The organism is Acidovorax sp. BL-A-41-H1 (assembly GCF_051942715.1).
The window spans coordinates 1,575,968-1,590,882 of record NZ_JBPVJQ010000003.1 but is presented as its reverse complement, the minus strand read 5'-3'; the positions used below and the strand labels follow the sequence as shown (position 1 = coordinate 1,590,882).

The window sequence follows — 14,915 nt, the reverse complement described above, 5'->3', positions numbered from 1 at the left end:
AGCAACCCCTTATGCAAACTGGAACACCCCCGGCTCCAGCACCGGATTGACCGTGACCGCAATCGTGCTCTTGGGCGGAAAGCGCCCTTCCAGCAGCAGCTTGGACAGCGGGTTCTCGATGCGCTGCTGGATGGCCCGCTTGAGCGGTCGCGCACCGAACACGGGGTCGAACCCCACCTTGGCCAATTCTGCCAATGCAGCGTCGGACACCTGCAGCTCCAAATCCATCTTCGCGAGCCGGTTTTGCAGCAGCTGCAGCTGGATCCTGGCGATGGACGCGATATGCGCAGCATCCAGCGCGTGGAACACCACGGTCTCGTCGATGCGGTTCAAAAACTCGGGGCGGAAATGGTTCTTGAGCTCGCCCCACACCGCATCCTTGATGTCCTCATAGTCCTGCCCCACCATGGCCTGGATCAGGTGCGAGCCGATGTTGCTCGTCATCACGATCACGGTGTTCTTGAAGTCCACCGTGCGGCCCTGGCCGTCCGTCAGGCGGCCATCGTCCAGCACCTGCAGCAGCACGTTGAACACATCGGGGTGGGCCTTTTCCACCTCGTCGAGCAGAAGCACGCTGTAGGGCTTGCGGCGTACGGCTTCGGTCAGGTAGCCGCCCTCCTCGTAGCCCACGTAGCCGGGCGGCGCGCCAATCAGGCGGGCCACCGAATGCTTCTCCATGAACTCGCTCATGTCGATGCGCACCAGGTGGTCTTCGCTGTCAAACAGGAAGCCTGCGAGCGCCTTGCACAGCTCGGTCTTGCCCACGCCCGTGGGGCCCAGGAACAGGAACGAGCCCGTAGGCCGGTTCGGGTCCGACAGGCCCGAGCGCGAGCGGCGGATGGCGTTGGCCACGGCGGCAATCGCTTCCTCCTGCCCCACCACGCGTTCGTGCAGCTTGGTTTCCATCTGCAGCAGCTTGTCCTTTTCGCCCTGCATCATTTTCGACACCGGAATGCCCGTCGCGCGGCTCACCACCTCGGCGATCTCTTCCGCGCCCACCTGGGTGCGCAGCAGGCGGTTGGGGGTCGATGCGCCGTCCTTGCCGTCTTCCTTGGCCTGGGCTTCCTTGAGCTTGCGCTCCAGGTCGGGCAGGCGGCCGTATTGCAGCTCGGACACCTTGGTCAGATCGCCCTTGCGGGTGAATTCGACAATCTGCAGCTTGATGCGCTCTATCTCCTCGCGCACCTGGGCCGAGCCCTGGGCCTGGGCTTTCTCACTGGTCCAGATTTCTTCCAGGTCGGCAATTTCCTTTTGCAGGCGCTCGATCTCTTCCTCGATGAGGCCGAAGCGCTTTTGCGAAGCCTCGTCCTTTTCGCGGCGCACGGCTTCGCGCTCGATCTGCAGCTGGATCAGGCGGCGGTCGAGCTTGTCGATGGCTTCGGGCTTGGAGTCGATCTCGATCTTGATCTTGGCCGCGGCCTCGTCGATCAGATCAATCGCCTTGTCGGGCAGGAAACGGTCGGTGATGTAGCGGTTAGAGAGCTCGGCCGCGGCCACGATGGCCGGGTCGGTGATCTCCACGCCGTGGTGCGCCTCGTACTTTTCCTGCAGGCCGCGCAGGATGGCGATGGTGGCTTCCACGCTGGGCTCGCCCACCAGAATTTTCTGGAACCGGCGCTCCAGCGCAGCGTCTTTTTCGATGTACTTGCGGTACTCGTCGAGCGTGGTGGCGCCCACGCAGTGCAGCTCGCCACGCGCCAGCGCGGGCTTGAGCATGTTGCCCGCGTCCATCGCGCCCTCACCCTTGCCGGCGCCCACCATGGTGTGCAGCTCGTCAATGAAGACGATGGTCTGGCCCTCGTCCTTGGCCAGCTCGCTCAGCACGGTTTTCAGTCGCTCTTCAAACTCGCCGCGGTACTTGGCGCCGGCCAGCAGGGCAGCCATGTCGAGGCTGAGCACGCGCTTGTTCTTGAGCGACTCGGGCACCTCGCCCGCCACGATGCGCTGGGCCAGACCTTCGACAATCGCCGTCTTGCCCACGCCGGGCTCGCCGATCAGCACCGGGTTGTTCTTGCTGCGCCGCTGCAGCACCTGGATGGCGCGGCGGATCTCGTCGTCGCGGCCGATCACGGGGTCGAGCTTGCCGGCGCGGGCGCGCTCGGTCAGGTCCATGCAGTACTTTTGCAGCGCGCCGCGCTGGCCCTCGGCCTCGGCGCTGTCCATCTTCTGGCCGCCGCGCACGGCGGTGATGGCGGCCTCCAGACTTTTGCGGGTCAGGCCGTTGTCCTTGGCGATCTGGGCGGCTTCGCCCTTGCTGTCGATCAGCGCCAGCAAGAACAGCTCGCTGGCAATGAACTGGTCACCACGCTTGATGCCTTCTTTTTCGGTGGCCTGCAGCACGCGGCCCAGCTCGGGCCCGCCCTGCACCTGGTCGTGCCCCTGCACCTGGGGCAGGCGCTTGACGGCGGCCTCGGCCGCGGCCGTCAGGCCGGGTACGTTGGCGCCCGCCCGCTGCAGCAGCGCCTTGGGGCCGTCGTCCTGCTTGAGCATGGCCAGCAGCACATGCACGGGCTCGATGTAGGCGTGGTCATGGCCGAGCGCAATGCTCTGCGCATCGCCCAGAGCTTCCTGAAACTTGGTGGTGAATTTGTCGAGACGCATGGTCTAAGTCCTCCGAATTACCCAGCACGTGGGGCGGGCGCTGCCTTATTTCAAGGCAGCGCCCGCATCGGGGGATTGACCTGTGTCAGCAACGCGCGCAGGTTGCTACATCTCGTTTGCTATACTTTTCATAGCTACCAGACATTGATTTACGTGCGCTATCGGCCTATTTGGCTTGAAAACCGCCCTGCGACCACAAATCTATGCATTGCTGGCCACAATGCCCCAGCGCGCCAGTGCCGCGTCGTCGCTCACGCGGGCGTCCACCCAGCGTGCGCCACCGGGCGTTTGCTCCTTTTTCCAGAACGGCGCCTGCGTCTTGAGGTAGTCCATCAGGAACTCGCAGGCCTGAAAGCTCTGGCCGCGGTGCGCGCTGGTCACGGCCACCAGCACGATCTGGTCGAGCGGCTGCAGCAGCCCCACACGGTGGATCACGCGCGCGCCGAAGATGTCAAACCGCCGGAAGGCCTCGTCCACCATGGCCTCGATGGATTTTTCGGTCATGCCGGGGTAGTGCTCCAGCTCCATGGTCGATACGGCGTCGCCCTCGTTGCGGTCGCGCACGGTGCCCACAAAGCTGCACACGGCGCCCACGCCAGGCTGGCCCTGGCGCAGCGCCGCGATCTCGCGGCTCAGGTCGAAGTCTTCGGTCTGGATGGAAACACGGGGCTGGCTCATGGCAAGACTGGGAGATAGGCAAAACGAACGGCGGCAGGCGGGGGCCGGGGGGGGGCCGGGGTTATGGCGAGCGATGCAGGCGCGGCGCGGCCAGCATGGCGCGCTCTTCCTCCAGCACCTTGTGCAGCTGGATGTGGGCCGGTGTAGGCGGCAGCCGGGCCGCCAGGGCCTGCAGCCGCGTGATGTCGCCCACCGTGGGCGCCACCTTGATCTGGGCAATGGCGGCAGCCACGTTGCCGCCCTGGATGAGGGCCATCACCTTGGCGGGCCACTCGCTTTTGTTTCTGGACATGGGTTGAAGCTGCGGTTGTCGACAGCAATTGTCGGTAGGATCGCCGCACTGTACCCGCACCTTGCCCGCACCGCGGGCTGTGCCGCACATTGCACCCACACCCATGGCCACCCAGACCATCGAGACCGCCCTCTACAAGCTGTACCCGTCGCCCCGCAACGCCACGCGCGATGTGTTCGCGCACCAGGTGTTCGTGCCGTACCCGTACGCGCTGATCGACCTGCCCAGCATGGACCTGGCGGGCAAGACCACGCTGTTTGGGGCCTGCCGCCTGTCCGACATGAAGATGGGCCAGGTCGTAACCTTCGAGCTGCCCGCCGATCAGGCACGCTTTGAGCGTCTGTTCACCCCAGACTGAAGCGCCCGCCACGCCATCACGCCGCAACCCGATGTACGAAGACGACAACCAGATCCACGTGCCGCCATCGTTCATGGCCGTGTACACCGACGCGCGTGGCCGCCTGAACGAGAAAGCCGCCACGGTGCGCACGCGCTACGAGCTGTGCGAAGACCTGGCTGGCCACCTGGTCGAGCATGCGCAGACGCTTTACCACGTGCAGGCACCGTCCGAGGCCGAGATCCTGCGGCGCATCCATGCCGGGTTGTGCACCGCCGAGTCGGGCGTGTCGGTGGCCGAGGCCACCTGGATCGTCACCCGCCTGGCCGAGCTGCTGAACTGGCAGTGCCCGGACCTGCCGGCTCCCGCGCCGGATGCCGGGCCGCAAGGCACTGTTGCGGGCTGAACACGCCCGCCACGGCTTACCCTCGCAGGTACACGGCATGTCAACAGCCCCGCCTATACTGGCCGCCATGCCCGCGCACCGCACTCCTCAGACTGCCAACACCCCCGTGGTGGCAGCGCAGTGCGCAGGCAAAACCAAAAAACCAGAGCTCATCTGACCGGAGCTGTGGTTCCGTCCGGATGAGCGACGGAACCACCTGGCAGACAGACAGCCCCCGGCCCCCTGCCCTCGCGGCCCTTCGTGCGCACACCCTGACGGTTCTTCCACTGGTCGAACCCGCAAAGGACTTGCTGCACCATGACTGTTTCCGCCCTCTCCTCCATCTTTCCCGCCGCGCCCATGGCAACCCTAGCGTCTGCCGAACCACGCTTTCGCGGCCTGTGGATCGCCCTGGTCACGCCGTTTCTGGACGACGGCAGCGTGGACCACATCGCCCTGGCAGCGCTTACCGAACGCATGCGGTCCGCAGGCGTGTCAGGCTTGGTCGCCTGTGGCTCGACCGGCGAGGCAGCAGCGCTGTCCAAGGCCGAGCAGCTGCAGGTGCTGGAGACCGTGCTGCAGGCCGCCCAGGGCCTGCCCGTGGTGATGGGCGTATCCGGCTACCACCTGGGCCAGACGTTAGAACAGGTACAGGCTTTGGCGGCATACCCACAGCTGGCGGGCGTGCTGGTGCCGGCGCCGCACTACATCCGGCCGTCGCAAGACGGGTTGCTGCACTGGTTCAACGCCATTGCCGATGCCAGCCCGGCGCCGATCATCGTCTACGACATCCCCTACCGCACGGGTGCCGTGCTGGCCGCTGATACGCTGCTGAGCCTGGCCCGCCACCCGCGCATCGTCGCCATCAAGGACTGCGGCGGCGACATGGCCAAGATCCAGGCGCTGATCGCCGATGGCCGCCTGGCCGTGCTGACCGGCGAAGACGCGCAGATTTTCAGCACGATGGCACTGGGGGGCGCGGGCGCCATCGCAGCCAGCGCGCACTGGCAAACCGAACGCTTCGTGGAGCTGGTGCGACTACTGGAGGCCGGACATCTGCCGCAGGCGCGCAGGCTGTGGCATGGGCTGCTGCCCTGGGTGCAGGCCTGCTTTGCCGAGCCCAACCCCGCACCGCTGAAGGCCGTGCTGGCGCACGCTGGCTGGATGCGCAATGTGCTGCGCGCGCCGATGATGCCGGCCTCCCTGGCGCTTGCCGAGCGTCTACAGGGCCTAGTGGCGGAAGGGGAGTTGCGCCAGCGCATCTCATAAACAGGCATCGCCACCGCAAGCAAGCGGGGCTTTGAGACCGCGCGCAAGCCCGTGCAAGGCTGCCCGAGACGCGCTGCGCGGGTTGACTTGCTCAGCCCTCGCCTCGCACCCCGCCGGCGGAGCAGTACAGCTGGGGTGCCGCGCGCCTACCCGCCCGTCACCGGCGGGAAAAACGCCACCTCGGCCGCATCCGGCAGCGCGGCCGATTCATCGCTGAGCGTCTGGTCCAGCGCCATGCGCACGGCCTTGCCGCGTGCCAGGCTGGCAGCGTGGGCACCGCCGCGGGCAATCAGCTCGTCGCGCAGCGCGCCCAGCGTGGCGGCAGCGGTTTCCACCACCTCCTGCCCGGCGCCCACGGCCTCGCGGATGGATGCGAAATAGCGCACGGTGATCTTTTTCATCGCCCTACCGTTCAAAAACAAAAACCGATGCGGCGACTGGCGCACGCGGCAGCGCAGCGTGGCAACCACCGGTCATGACAGGAGATCCGAGAACGCGATGTACTGCACCGTGTCGCCGGGTGCAATGGTGCAGCCGGCCGGGTTGTCGACCACGCCATCGCCCCACGCGGCCGAGGTCAGCACGCCCGAGCTCTGGTTGCCAAACAGCTCCAGCCCGCCTTCTGCCCGGCGGCGCACGCGCAAGAATTCACGGCGTTTGTCGGCCCGGGCCCAGGTGAAGTCTGCCGTGGCAGCTATGGATTTGGGAGCAACATCGCGCACTCCCTGCAACCGCAGCACAAAGGGCCGCACCAGCAGCGCAAATGTCAGAAAGCTCGACACCGGGTTTCCGGGCAGCCCCATGAAATGCGCGGTGCCACCTCCACGCGGGATCTGGCCATACGCAAAGGGCTTGCCCGGCTTCATGGCGATCTGCCACAGGTCGAGCCGGCCCAGCGACTCGACGGCGGGCTTGATGTGGTCTTCCTCGCCCACACTCACGCCGCCGCTGGTGAGGATGAGGTCGTGCGCGCTGCTGGCCTGTCGCAGTGCGTCGATGGTGGCGTCGCGCCGGTCGGGCACGATGCCAAAGTCGGTGACCTCGCAGCCCAGGCGCAGCAGCATGGCGCGCAGGAAAAACCGGTTGCTGTTGTAGATGGCGCCCGGGCGCATCTGCTCGGGCGGCACATCGCCGGGCATCACGAGTTCGTCGCCGGTGGAAAACAGCGCCACCCTGGGGCGGTGCGCCACCTGCAGCTGGTGCAGGCCAATGCTGGCGGCCAGGCCCAGTTCGGCCGGCGACAGGCGCGTGCCTGCGGCCAGCACCACGGCGCCGCGGGTGACGTCTTCGCCTGCGCGGCGAATCCACTGGCCCGCCTGGGGCACGGCGTTGATGCGCACCCGGGCCGCGCCACCATCGCCCGAGTTGGCGCCCAGGCCGGCATTGAGCGCTTCGCAGTCTTCCTGCATCAGCACGGCATCGGCCCCGGCGGGCACGGGGGCGCCGGTAAAGATGCGCGCGGCGGTGCCGGGCTGCAGGGGCTCGCCTGCACTGCCGGCGGGAATGCGCTGGGACACGGGCAGCTCGGCGCCCGGGGCGGTCACGTCGGCGCGGCGCACGGCGTAGCCGTCCATCGCGCTGTTGTCCTGCGGCGGCACCTGCAGGGCCGAGATGCAGTCTTGCGCAAGCACCCGGCCATCAGCATCGAAGGTGGTCACGATGTCGCAGCCGGGCAGCGGTACAGCCTGCTCCAGCAGGTCGGCCAGGGCATCGTCCAGGGGCTTCAGGGGCTTGGGGGTAGGCTTCATGGTGGGCAGAAAACGGGGGATCTCAGGCGATCTCAACGCACTGTGGCAGGCAGCACGCCACCGTGCAGTTCCCAGTCGTATTCAAAGCGGTGGGCCTGCTCCAGCAGGAAGTCGGCCACGGCCGACGGGGAGTTGAGGTCGAGCACCGGCAGGCCCGTGCGCACGGGCAGGTGTTCCGGTGCGTCGGTGGCTACGGCCACCACAAAGTCGTCGTCGGGGTAGCGCACGGGCCGGGCCGTCTGGCCCGCCTCGGGAAGGCGCCATACCTCGATCTTGAGCAGGTCGCTTTCCTTGAAACCCTCGACCAGCACCCAGTCCACGCCCTGGTACAGCTCGGCCAGCAGATGGTGCACGCTGAGCACGGCAGGCTGCTCGAACTCGCGCACCAGCATCAGCCGCTTGTCCGACGCGGCCACCACCTCAAAGGCACCGGCCTCGCGGTGACGGTAGGTGTCCTTGCCGGGGTGGTCCACGTCAAAGCTGTGGTGGGCGTGCTTGACCACCGAGACGCGCAGCCCTCGCATGCGCAACTCGGGGATCAACTGCTCGACCAGCGTGGTCTTGCCACTGCCGGAAAAGCCGGCAAAACCTGCAACCTTCATCCAACGCTCCTTGTATAGCTATGCTATTTATAGCTGCCAACGCTTACCAGACAAGCGCGTGGGGCATTTTTTATCTAAAAACCGGTTTCAGCCGACCCTGACGGGCTACGCCACAGCCGAATCGCAGTGGCGCTCGATGTAGGCCTTGACCAGTTCCACGTCGGCCGGCATCACCTGCACGCGCTTGGGCAGCGCTTCGATGCCGTCGAACTTGGCAGGCCGCTCGGGCGCGTGGCCCAGCGCCTCGATGATGGTCTCGGCAAACTTGATGGGCAGCGCGGTCTCCAGCACGATCATGGGCACGCTCGCGTCCTGGTGGTGCTCGCGCGCCACCTTCACGCCGTCGGCCGTGTGAGTGTCGATGGTGACGCCGTGGCGCTCGAAGTTGTCACGGATGGTGGCCAGGCGGTCGGCATGCGTGCTCCTGCCGCTTTCAAAGCCGTATTTGGCGGCGGCCTCGGCGAATAGCGGGTCGGCGCTCAGGTCGAACCGGCCGTAGGTTTGCAACGCAGCGCTGAACAGCGCCTTGGTGCGCTGGCCGTTGCGGCCCAGCAGGTCAAAAATGAAGCGCTCGAAGTTGCTGGCCTTGCTGATGTCCATCGAGGGGCTGGATGTCTCGTGCGTGTCGGCCGCGGCCCGCACGCGGTACACGCCGGTGCGGAAGAACTCGTCGAGCACGTCGTTTTCGTTGGTGGCCACCACCAGCTTGTGGATGGGCAGGCCCATCATGCGCGCCACATGGCCTGCGCAGACGTTGCCGAAGTTGCCCGACGGCACGGTGAAGCTGACCTTCTGGCTGTTCGTCTCCGTGGCCTGGATGTAGCCCGCAAAGTAGTACACCACCTGCGCCAGCAAACGGGCCCAGTTGATGGAGTTGACGGTTCCGATCTTGTACTTGCGCTTGAAATCCAGGTCGTTGCTCACGGCCTTGACGATGTCCTGGCAGTCGTCGAACACGCCTTCGATGGCGATGTTGTGGATGTTCTCGTCCTGCAGGCTGAACATCTGTGCCTGCTGAAAGGCGCTCATGCGGCCGTGCGGGCTGGTCATGAAGACGCGTACGCCTTCTTTGCCGCGCATGGCGTATTCGGCGGCGCTGCCGGTGTCGCCACTGGTGGCCCCCAGGATGTTGAGCTGCTCACCGCGGCGCTTGAGTTCATATTCGAACAGGTTGCCCAGCAGTTGCATGGCCATGTCCTTGAAGGCCAGCGTGGGGCCGTTGGACAGGGCTTCGAGCCAAAGGCCGTCTTCGAGATGGCGCAGAGGCACGATCTCGCCGGTGCCGAACACTTCGGCGGTGTACGTTTTGGCGCACAGGGCTTTCAGGTCGGCCGCAGGAATGTCGTCGATGTACAGCGACAGCACCTGGAACGCCAGCTCGGCGTAGCCCTGCTCGTGGTAGGCCTTGCGCAGCCGCGTGAGCATGGCGTCATCCACCTTCGGGTAGTGCTCGGGCAGGTACAGGCCGCCATCGGGGGCCAGACCTTCGAGCAGGATGTCGCAGAACTGCTTGCGGTCGGCATGGCCGCGGGTGCTGAGGTATTTCATGGGAATTCCCGTGGGTAGCTGGTCTCGGATGCTGCGCTCAAAAGCTGATGCCGTAGACCTGGATGTCAATGTAAAAGCGCGAGGCGATCAGCGCCGCGAAGCCGCCGATCAGCACCAGCCAGTGCAGGGGCTTGTCCTGCAGGTTGTCGGTGCGATCGAGGAGCACGAAATACAGCCACGCTGCCGCAAAGCTGCCCGCGCCGTTGAGCAACGCATCGGCCCGCGACATGGAACCCGAAAGGGCCAGCGTGACCAGCACCCCGAACCAGAAGGCCAGGTGCCAGCGCGGCATGTCGACCGCGGACAGCTTGAGCAGCGCCACCAGCGTCAGCACGGCAACGAGGGTGGGCATGGCACTGCGCAGGGATCATGGGCGGGCGACTGATGCGGCAACGGTCAGTTGAGCTCTTCCTTGCGGATGCGCGTGATGGGCGCCAGCACCGTGGGCAGGGCCTGCATCTGGGCGATGACAGCGTCCATGGTGCCTTCGCGGGTGTTGTGCGTGAGGATGATCAGGTCCGTCTGCGTGGAACCTTCGCCCCCCACCTCGTCGGCCTCGCGCTGCAGCACGGCGTCGATGCTCACGCCGGCCTCGGCCAGCAAACCCGTGACCTTGGCGAGCACGCCGGCCTGGTCGGCCACGGAGAGCCGCAGGTAGTAGCTGGTGACCACCTCGCTCATGGGCAGCACGGGCAGGGCGTCCATGGCGTCGCTCAGCGTCTGCGGCTGGAAGGCCAGATGCGGCACGCGGTGTTCAGGGTCGGCCGTGTGCAGGCGGGCAATGTCCACCAGGTCGGCAATCACGGCGCTGGCGGTAGGCTCGCTGCCCGCGCCCTTGCCGTAGTACAGCGTGGTGCCCACGGCATCGCCCTGCACTACCACGGCGTTCATCGCGCCTTCCACATTGGCAATCAGGCGCTTGGTGGGCACCAGGCTCGGGTGCACGCGCAGTTCCACGCCCTTGTCGGCGCGCTTGGTGATGCCCAGCAGCTTGATGCGGTAGCCCAGCTGCTCGGCGTACTTGATGTCGGCCGCGCCCAGCTTGGTGATGCCTTCCACGTAGGCCTTGTCGAACTGCACCGGGATGCCGAAGGCGATGGCGCTCATCAGCGTGACCTTGTGCGCGGCGTCCACGCCTTCGATGTCGAAGGTAGGGTCGGCTTCGGCATAGCCCAGGCGCTGGGCTTCCTTGAGCACCACGTCGAAGTCCAGGCCCTTGTCGCGCATCTCCGACAGGATGAAGTTGGTGGTGCCGTTGATGATGCCGGCAATCCACTGGATGCGGTTGGCCGTGAGGCCTTCACGCAGCGCCTTGATTATGGGGATGCCACCGGCCACGGCGGCTTCAAACGCCACCATCACACCCTTGGCCGATGCGGCCGCAAAGATCTCGGTGCCGTGCACGGCCAGCAGCGCCTTGTTGGCGGTGACCACATGCTTGCCGGCGGCGATGGCTTCGAGCACCAGCGCGCGGGCAATGCCGTAGCCGCCGATGAGCTCGATCACGATGTCGATATCGGGGTTGGCAATGATCGCGCGCGCATCGTTGACCACCTGCACTCCAGCGCCCACCACGCTCCTGGCGCGCTCGACATCCAGGTCCGCCACCATGGTGATCTCGATGCCGCGGCCAGCGCGGCGGCTGATCTCGTCCTGGTTGCGCTGGAGCACGCTGAACACGCCGCTGCCGACGGTACCGATGCCCAGCAGGCCTACTTGGATGGGTTTCATGGTCATAACTCTTGTGAACTCGAAATCGTTGTAAATACAGATGGGCGGGGAGGCCCGCAGCTACCGGGTCACGTACGCGGGCAGTTGCCAGGCGCCGCCGGGGAACCCGCGGCACATGCTGTCGCCCTGCTCGCCCGTCAGCACAAAACCCTTGCCATCAAAGCGCCAGGAGCGCATCCACCAGCAGTCGCCAATGCCGCGGCCCTTCATGGCCGAGCGCACCTCGCCGGTGGCGGGGTCAAACTCGCCGTCCACATCCTCCAGCAGCCGGGGCTGGTAAGGCGCGCGGTCATTGGTCATGAAAAGGAGGCTGCTGAAGTTGTAAGCGCCCATGCCGCACGGCACCTCCAGCAGCAGCTTGCGGTCGGTCAGGCGGTGGACCTTGACATCAGACGCATCCGGCAGGCCACCATTGCACTGCCCTTCCAGGTCGGCACGGCCCACAGCGGCCAGCAGTGGCCCGGCCAGCGCCGCATCGCCCTTGCGGGCAGGGATGGGTTTGACGGATTTCACGACCGGAGCGGGCACCGCCGGCGGCACGGTGGATTCGGGCTGTGTGCCTTTGCGCACGATTGCGCCAGGTGTGTTCAGACGGCCCTGAACCTCATCCATTTTCAGCAGCACCGCATTGGCCCCCGCCAGGGACAGCACCCAGCGGTCCTTGCCGGCAGTCACGATGGCCTCTTCGCTGCGCAGCAACTCCTGCAGCAGGCGTGGCACCTGCGCGGCAGGCACTTGCGGGCTGTTGCCATCAAGGCCCGTCAGCCTGAACTTACCCGCCGTGACCTGGAGAGCCGCCGGGCTGGCTTTTTCGGTGTAGACCTGCAGGTCGACCTGCACCGCAGTCCCCGGGCCAGCCGCGCGGGTCAGCCGGATCGACACGGGTTCAGAGTCTCCGCTTTCAGCCTGGTAACCCACCGCGGCGCAGGCACGGGTGTTATCGCACTGCAAGGCCCAGTCCTTGTGCGAAAAGCTCACCGCAGCAGGGTCGGCAGCCAGTGCGCCTGCGGGCACCATCGCGAATGCCAGCAACCATCCCGCACGCCCGAGGCTGCGAACATTCACATGGGTTGCGCGCACGGCAAGGGCTCCCGGGACGGGTCAGGCCGCAAGCGCCTGATTGCGCTTGCGGTACTGTTCCAGGAACCGCGCCACACGCCCGATGGCATCACGCAGGTCATCCTCATGCGGCAGGAACACGATGCGGAAATGGTCTGGCGCGGCCCAGTTGAAGCCCGTGCCCTGCACCAGCATGACCTTGGTTTCCTGCAGCAGCTCCAGGAAGAACTGCTGGTCGTCCTTGATGGGGTACACGGCCGGGTCCAGACGCGGGAACATGTACAGCGCGGCGCGCGGCTTCACGCAGGTGACGCCCGGGATCGCGGTGATCAGCTCGTACGCCAGGTCGCGCTGCTTGCGCAAACGGCCGCCTTCGCATACCAGCTCGTTGATGCTCTGGTGACCGCCCAGCGCGGTCTGGATGGCCCACTGGCCCGGCACATTGGCGCACAGCCGCATGTTCGAGAGCATGTTCAGGCCCTCGATGTAGTCGCGCGCGGGCTTCTTGTCGCCCGACACCACCAGCCAGCCGGCGCGGTAGCCGCACGAGCGGTAGCTCTTGGACAGCGAGTTGAAAGTCAGCGTGAGCACGTCCTCGCTCAGCGAGCCGATGGCGGTGTGCTTTGCGCCGTCGTACAGCACCTTGTCGTAGACCTCGTCGGCAAAGATCACCAGGCCGTGCGCCCGTGCGATCTCGACAATGCCCTTGAGCAGCTCGTCCGAGTAGAGCGCACCGGTAGGGTTGTTGGGGTTGATGACGACGATGCCCTTGGTGCGGGGCGTGATCCGGGCGCGGATGTCGTCAAGATCGGGCATCCAGCCATTGGCCTCATCACACAGATAGTGCACCGGTGTGCCGCCCGACAGGCTGGCCGCGGCGGTCCACAGCGGGTAATCGGGCGATGGGAGCAGCAGCTCATCGCCCGTGTCCAGCAGCGCATTCGTGGCCATCACGATGAGCTCGCTGGCGCCATTGCCCAGATAGATGTCATCCAGGGTCACCCCCTTGATACCCTGCTTCTGGGTTTCGTGCATCACCGCCTTGCGCGCTGCAAAGATCCCTTTGCTGTCCGAATAGCCTGCCGAGTTGGGCAGGTTGCGGATCATGTCCTGCTGGATCTCTTCCGGGGCGTCGAAGCCGAACACGGCCAGGTTGCCGATATTGAGCTTGATGATCTTGTGGCCGTCTTCTTCCATCTGCTTGGCCGCATCCATGATCGGGCCCCGGATGTCATAACAGACGTTGGCGAGCTTGGCGGATTTATGGACGGTTTTCATGCGCTGGCAATGGTGCTGGGGCCTTGTGCCGCCGACGGGCGGGCACACTGGGGCGAAACCTATAATTTGACCACAGTTCAGCAGCGCGCCTGGGTGCCAGCGCCTGTACGAGCCTGTACCAGCCACCCCTTACACGCTTCGCCCGAAGACCCCATCCCCATGAAATTCCAGCCCGACCGCTCAGAAGCGCAAACCATCAGCGGCTACGGGCCGGGATGGATCACGGTGGATGGGGAAAAGATTGCGCAAAGCGTCATTCTCGGATCGAAAGGAACGCGCGAGCCCTGGGCCTGCGCGCGGTTCGAGGACCTCACCGCCGAGCATTTCGCGCAACTGGCCCTGCTGGAAGCCGAGCTGGTGATCTTCGGCAGCGGCAAGCGCAACCGCTTTCCGCCTCCGGCCTGGCTCGCCCCCCTGATGGCCCGTCGCATGGGCCTCGAAACCATGGACACGGCGGCGGCTTGCCGCACGTACAACATCCTCGCCAGCGAAGGCCGCACTGTGGTGGTGGCGCTCTTGCTGGAAGGTGAGTGAGGGGCGAATCGCCGATTCCGCTCGCCTTCTGTCACCGTCTGCGAAGCAGCTCCGCCTGAGACACAGCACAGCCGACCGACGGGGAGCAGCGCGGCGCCCATAGCGCCCCTCGGCACAGAGCCGACACACTGTCTTACATTTGGTCGGGAAGGGGTTTCGGGGTAAAATCACGGGTTGCGGTCGGGGCCACTCACAAGAGCAATAACACACCCAACACCCCGACTTACCAACGACTACACCTGAGAGATTGAAGTGCTATGGCGATCGTTGTCAACAAACCCCTCCCTGAATTTGAAGCCAACGCGACCGGTGGTATCAAGGTCTCCAACACCTCCCACCTTGGCCAGGTCATCGTTCTCTATTTTTACCCCAAGGACAATACCCCTGGCTGCACCACGGAGGCCATGCAGTTTCGCGACAAGTACAAGGACTTCGTGAAGGCCGGGGCAGCTGTTTTCGGTGTGTCGCGCGACAACATGAAGTCGCATGACGAATTCAAGGAAAAGCTGGAACTGCCCTTTGAACTCATCGCCGACACGGAAGAAAAAATGTGCCACATGTTCGGTGTGGTGAAGAACAAGATCATGTACGGCAAGAAGGTCAAGGGCATCGAGCGCAGCACCTTCCTGGTCGGCCCTGATGGTCTGCTGGTGCAGGAATGGCGCGGCCTGAAAGTACCCGGCCACGTGGATGACGTCCTCAAGGCGGTGAAGTCCATCAAGGCGCTGAAGAAGGCCGCCTGACTGTTCATTGCGTCTGGCAGACGCTGTCGTTTTATCCCTACTCGCCCTGCGCTGTTCCGCCTTGGCCTGTAGGCATAATGGATCGATGCTGCCGGTACACGCAACGCTTG

At 65.4% G+C, this 14,915-nt stretch carries 16 protein-coding genes; 5 read left to right on the top strand and 11 right to left on the bottom strand.

All coding sequences use genetic code 11. The annotated features are described in order from the left end of the window. Window positions 1-9 precede the first annotated feature (9 nt). The 3 genes from clpB to ACTPOI_RS08075 form a co-directional block, all read right to left on the bottom strand. Entirely contained in the window at window positions 10-2,601 is a 2,592-nt protein-coding gene (clpB, locus tag ACTPOI_RS08085) for an ATP-dependent chaperone ClpB (RefSeq protein ID WP_440108078.1), read from the bottom strand. Between the two features lie 201 nt (window positions 2,602-2,802). Then, window positions 2,803-3,279: a molybdenum cofactor biosynthesis protein MoaE gene (locus ACTPOI_RS08080; RefSeq protein WP_440108077.1), complete on the bottom strand. Its 477-nt coding sequence runs from the start codon at window positions 3,277-3,279 to the stop codon at window positions 2,803-2,805. Between the two features lie 61 nt (window positions 3,280-3,340). Then, a complete protein-coding gene (locus ACTPOI_RS08075; protein WP_291518991.1) occupies window positions 3,341-3,571 on the bottom strand; it encodes a hypothetical protein in 231 nt (76 codons plus the stop codon). A 103-nt stretch (window positions 3,572-3,674) separates the two neighbouring features. On the opposite strand from ACTPOI_RS08075, the gene ACTPOI_RS08070 reads away from it, so the two are divergent. The 3 genes from ACTPOI_RS08070 (at window position 3,675) to dapA (ending at window position 5,562) form a co-directional block, all read left to right on the top strand. Beyond that, window positions 3,675-3,929: a hypothetical protein gene (locus ACTPOI_RS08070; protein ID WP_440108075.1), complete on the top strand. Its 255-nt coding sequence runs from the start codon at window positions 3,675-3,677 to the stop codon at window positions 3,927-3,929. 31 nt (window positions 3,930-3,960) lie between these two features. Continuing rightward, a complete protein-coding gene (locus ACTPOI_RS08065) occupies window positions 3,961-4,314 on the top strand; it encodes a hypothetical protein (RefSeq protein WP_440108074.1) in 354 nt (117 codons plus the stop codon). A gap of 339 nt (window positions 4,315-4,653) precedes the next feature. After that, the gene (gene dapA, locus ACTPOI_RS08060) at window positions 4,654-5,562 is read left to right on the top strand and encodes a 4-hydroxy-tetrahydrodipicolinate synthase (protein ID WP_440108293.1); all 909 of its coding nucleotides are present in this window, start codon (window positions 4,654-4,656) and stop codon (window positions 5,560-5,562) included. Window positions 5,563-5,708: 146 nt separating this feature from the next. On the opposite strand, the gene ACTPOI_RS08055 is transcribed toward dapA, so the two are convergent. The 8 genes from ACTPOI_RS08055 to ACTPOI_RS08020 all read right to left on the bottom strand — a co-directional run bounded on the left by ACTPOI_RS08055 (window position 5,709) and on the right by ACTPOI_RS08020 (window position 13,528). Beyond that, window positions 5,709-5,963: a MoaD/ThiS family protein gene (locus ACTPOI_RS08055; RefSeq protein ID WP_440108073.1), complete on the bottom strand. Its 255-nt coding sequence runs from the start codon at window positions 5,961-5,963 to the stop codon at window positions 5,709-5,711. A gap of 72 nt (window positions 5,964-6,035) precedes the next feature. Continuing rightward, window positions 6,036-7,310 carry a molybdopterin molybdotransferase MoeA gene (locus tag ACTPOI_RS08050; RefSeq protein WP_440108072.1) on the bottom strand — a complete coding sequence of 425 codons (1,275 nt, stop codon included), beginning with the start codon at window positions 7,308-7,310 and terminating at the stop codon, window positions 6,036-6,038. Window positions 7,311-7,342: 32 nt separating this feature from the next. After that, complete coding sequence (gene mobB / locus ACTPOI_RS08045) at window positions 7,343-7,912, bottom strand: molybdopterin-guanine dinucleotide biosynthesis protein B (protein WP_440108071.1); 570 nt, start codon at window positions 7,910-7,912, stop codon at window positions 7,343-7,345. A gap of 105 nt (window positions 7,913-8,017) precedes the next feature. Then, complete coding sequence (gene thrC / locus ACTPOI_RS08040; RefSeq protein WP_440108070.1) at window positions 8,018-9,460, bottom strand: threonine synthase; 1,443 nt, start codon at window positions 9,458-9,460, stop codon at window positions 8,018-8,020. 37 nt (window positions 9,461-9,497) lie between these two features. Then, window positions 9,498-9,812, bottom strand: coding sequence for a response regulator (locus tag ACTPOI_RS08035; protein WP_440108069.1), 315 nt, complete (start codon window positions 9,810-9,812; stop codon window positions 9,498-9,500). A gap of 44 nt (window positions 9,813-9,856) precedes the next feature. Further along, window positions 9,857-11,191: a homoserine dehydrogenase gene (locus ACTPOI_RS08030; RefSeq protein ID WP_440108068.1), complete on the bottom strand. Its 1,335-nt coding sequence runs from the start codon at window positions 11,189-11,191 to the stop codon at window positions 9,857-9,859. 60 nt (window positions 11,192-11,251) lie between these two features. After that, window positions 11,252-12,271: a DUF1176 domain-containing protein gene (locus ACTPOI_RS08025; RefSeq protein ID WP_440108067.1), complete on the bottom strand. Its 1,020-nt coding sequence runs from the start codon at window positions 12,269-12,271 to the stop codon at window positions 11,252-11,254. Window positions 12,272-12,292: 21 nt separating this feature from the next. Next, window positions 12,293-13,528: a pyridoxal phosphate-dependent aminotransferase gene (locus ACTPOI_RS08020; protein WP_440108066.1), complete on the bottom strand. Its 1,236-nt coding sequence runs from the start codon at window positions 13,526-13,528 to the stop codon at window positions 12,293-12,295. Between the two features lie 159 nt (window positions 13,529-13,687). On the opposite strand from ACTPOI_RS08020, the gene ACTPOI_RS08015 reads away from it, so the two are divergent. Together ACTPOI_RS08015 and ACTPOI_RS08010 are read left to right on the top strand one after the other, a co-directional pair. Further along, complete coding sequence (locus tag ACTPOI_RS08015; RefSeq protein ID WP_440108065.1) at window positions 13,688-14,062, top strand: Mth938-like domain-containing protein; 375 nt, start codon at window positions 13,688-13,690, stop codon at window positions 14,060-14,062. A 257-nt stretch (window positions 14,063-14,319) separates the two neighbouring features. Further along, the gene (locus ACTPOI_RS08010; RefSeq protein ID WP_440108064.1) at window positions 14,320-14,805 is read left to right on the top strand and encodes a peroxiredoxin; all 486 of its coding nucleotides are present in this window, start codon (window positions 14,320-14,322) and stop codon (window positions 14,803-14,805) included. The last annotated feature ends 110 nt before the right edge of the window (window positions 14,806-14,915 follow it).

Coding starts and splice junctions, on each gene's coding strand:
- clpB (WP_440108078.1), bottom strand. CDS start 2,601: ATGCGTCTCGACAAATTCACCACCAAGTTTCAGGAAGCTCTGGGCGAT.
- ACTPOI_RS08080 (WP_440108077.1), bottom strand. CDS start 3,279: ATGAGCCAGCCCCGTGTTTCCATCCAGACCGAAGACTTCGACCTGAGC.
- ACTPOI_RS08075 (WP_291518991.1), bottom strand. CDS start 3,571: ATGTCCAGAAACAAAAGCGAGTGGCCCGCCAAGGTGATGGCCCTCATC.
- ACTPOI_RS08070 (WP_440108075.1), top strand. CDS start 3,675: ATGGCCACCCAGACCATCGAGACCGCCCTCTACAAGCTGTACCCGTCG.
- ACTPOI_RS08065 (WP_440108074.1), top strand. CDS start 3,961: ATGTACGAAGACGACAACCAGATCCACGTGCCGCCATCGTTCATGGCC.
- dapA (WP_440108293.1), top strand. CDS start 4,654: ATGGCAACCCTAGCGTCTGCCGAACCACGCTTTCGCGGCCTGTGGATC.
- ACTPOI_RS08055 (WP_440108073.1), bottom strand. CDS start 5,963: ATGAAAAAGATCACCGTGCGCTATTTCGCATCCATCCGCGAGGCCGTG.
- ACTPOI_RS08050 (WP_440108072.1), bottom strand. CDS start 7,310: ATGAAGCCTACCCCCAAGCCCCTGAAGCCCCTGGACGATGCCCTGGCC.
- mobB (WP_440108071.1), bottom strand. CDS start 7,912: ATGAAGGTTGCAGGTTTTGCCGGCTTTTCCGGCAGTGGCAAGACCACG.
- thrC (WP_440108070.1), bottom strand. CDS start 9,460: ATGAAATACCTCAGCACCCGCGGCCATGCCGACCGCAAGCAGTTCTGC.
- ACTPOI_RS08035 (WP_440108069.1), bottom strand. CDS start 9,812: ATGCCCACCCTCGTTGCCGTGCTGACGCTGGTGGCGCTGCTCAAGCTG.
- ACTPOI_RS08030 (WP_440108068.1), bottom strand. CDS start 11,191: ATGAAACCCATCCAAGTAGGCCTGCTGGGCATCGGTACCGTCGGCAGC.
- ACTPOI_RS08020 (WP_440108066.1), bottom strand. CDS start 13,528: ATGAAAACCGTCCATAAATCCGCCAAGCTCGCCAACGTCTGTTATGAC.
- ACTPOI_RS08015 (WP_440108065.1), top strand. CDS start 13,688: ATGAAATTCCAGCCCGACCGCTCAGAAGCGCAAACCATCAGCGGCTAC.
- ACTPOI_RS08010 (WP_440108064.1), top strand. CDS start 14,320: ATGGCGATCGTTGTCAACAAACCCCTCCCTGAATTTGAAGCCAACGCG.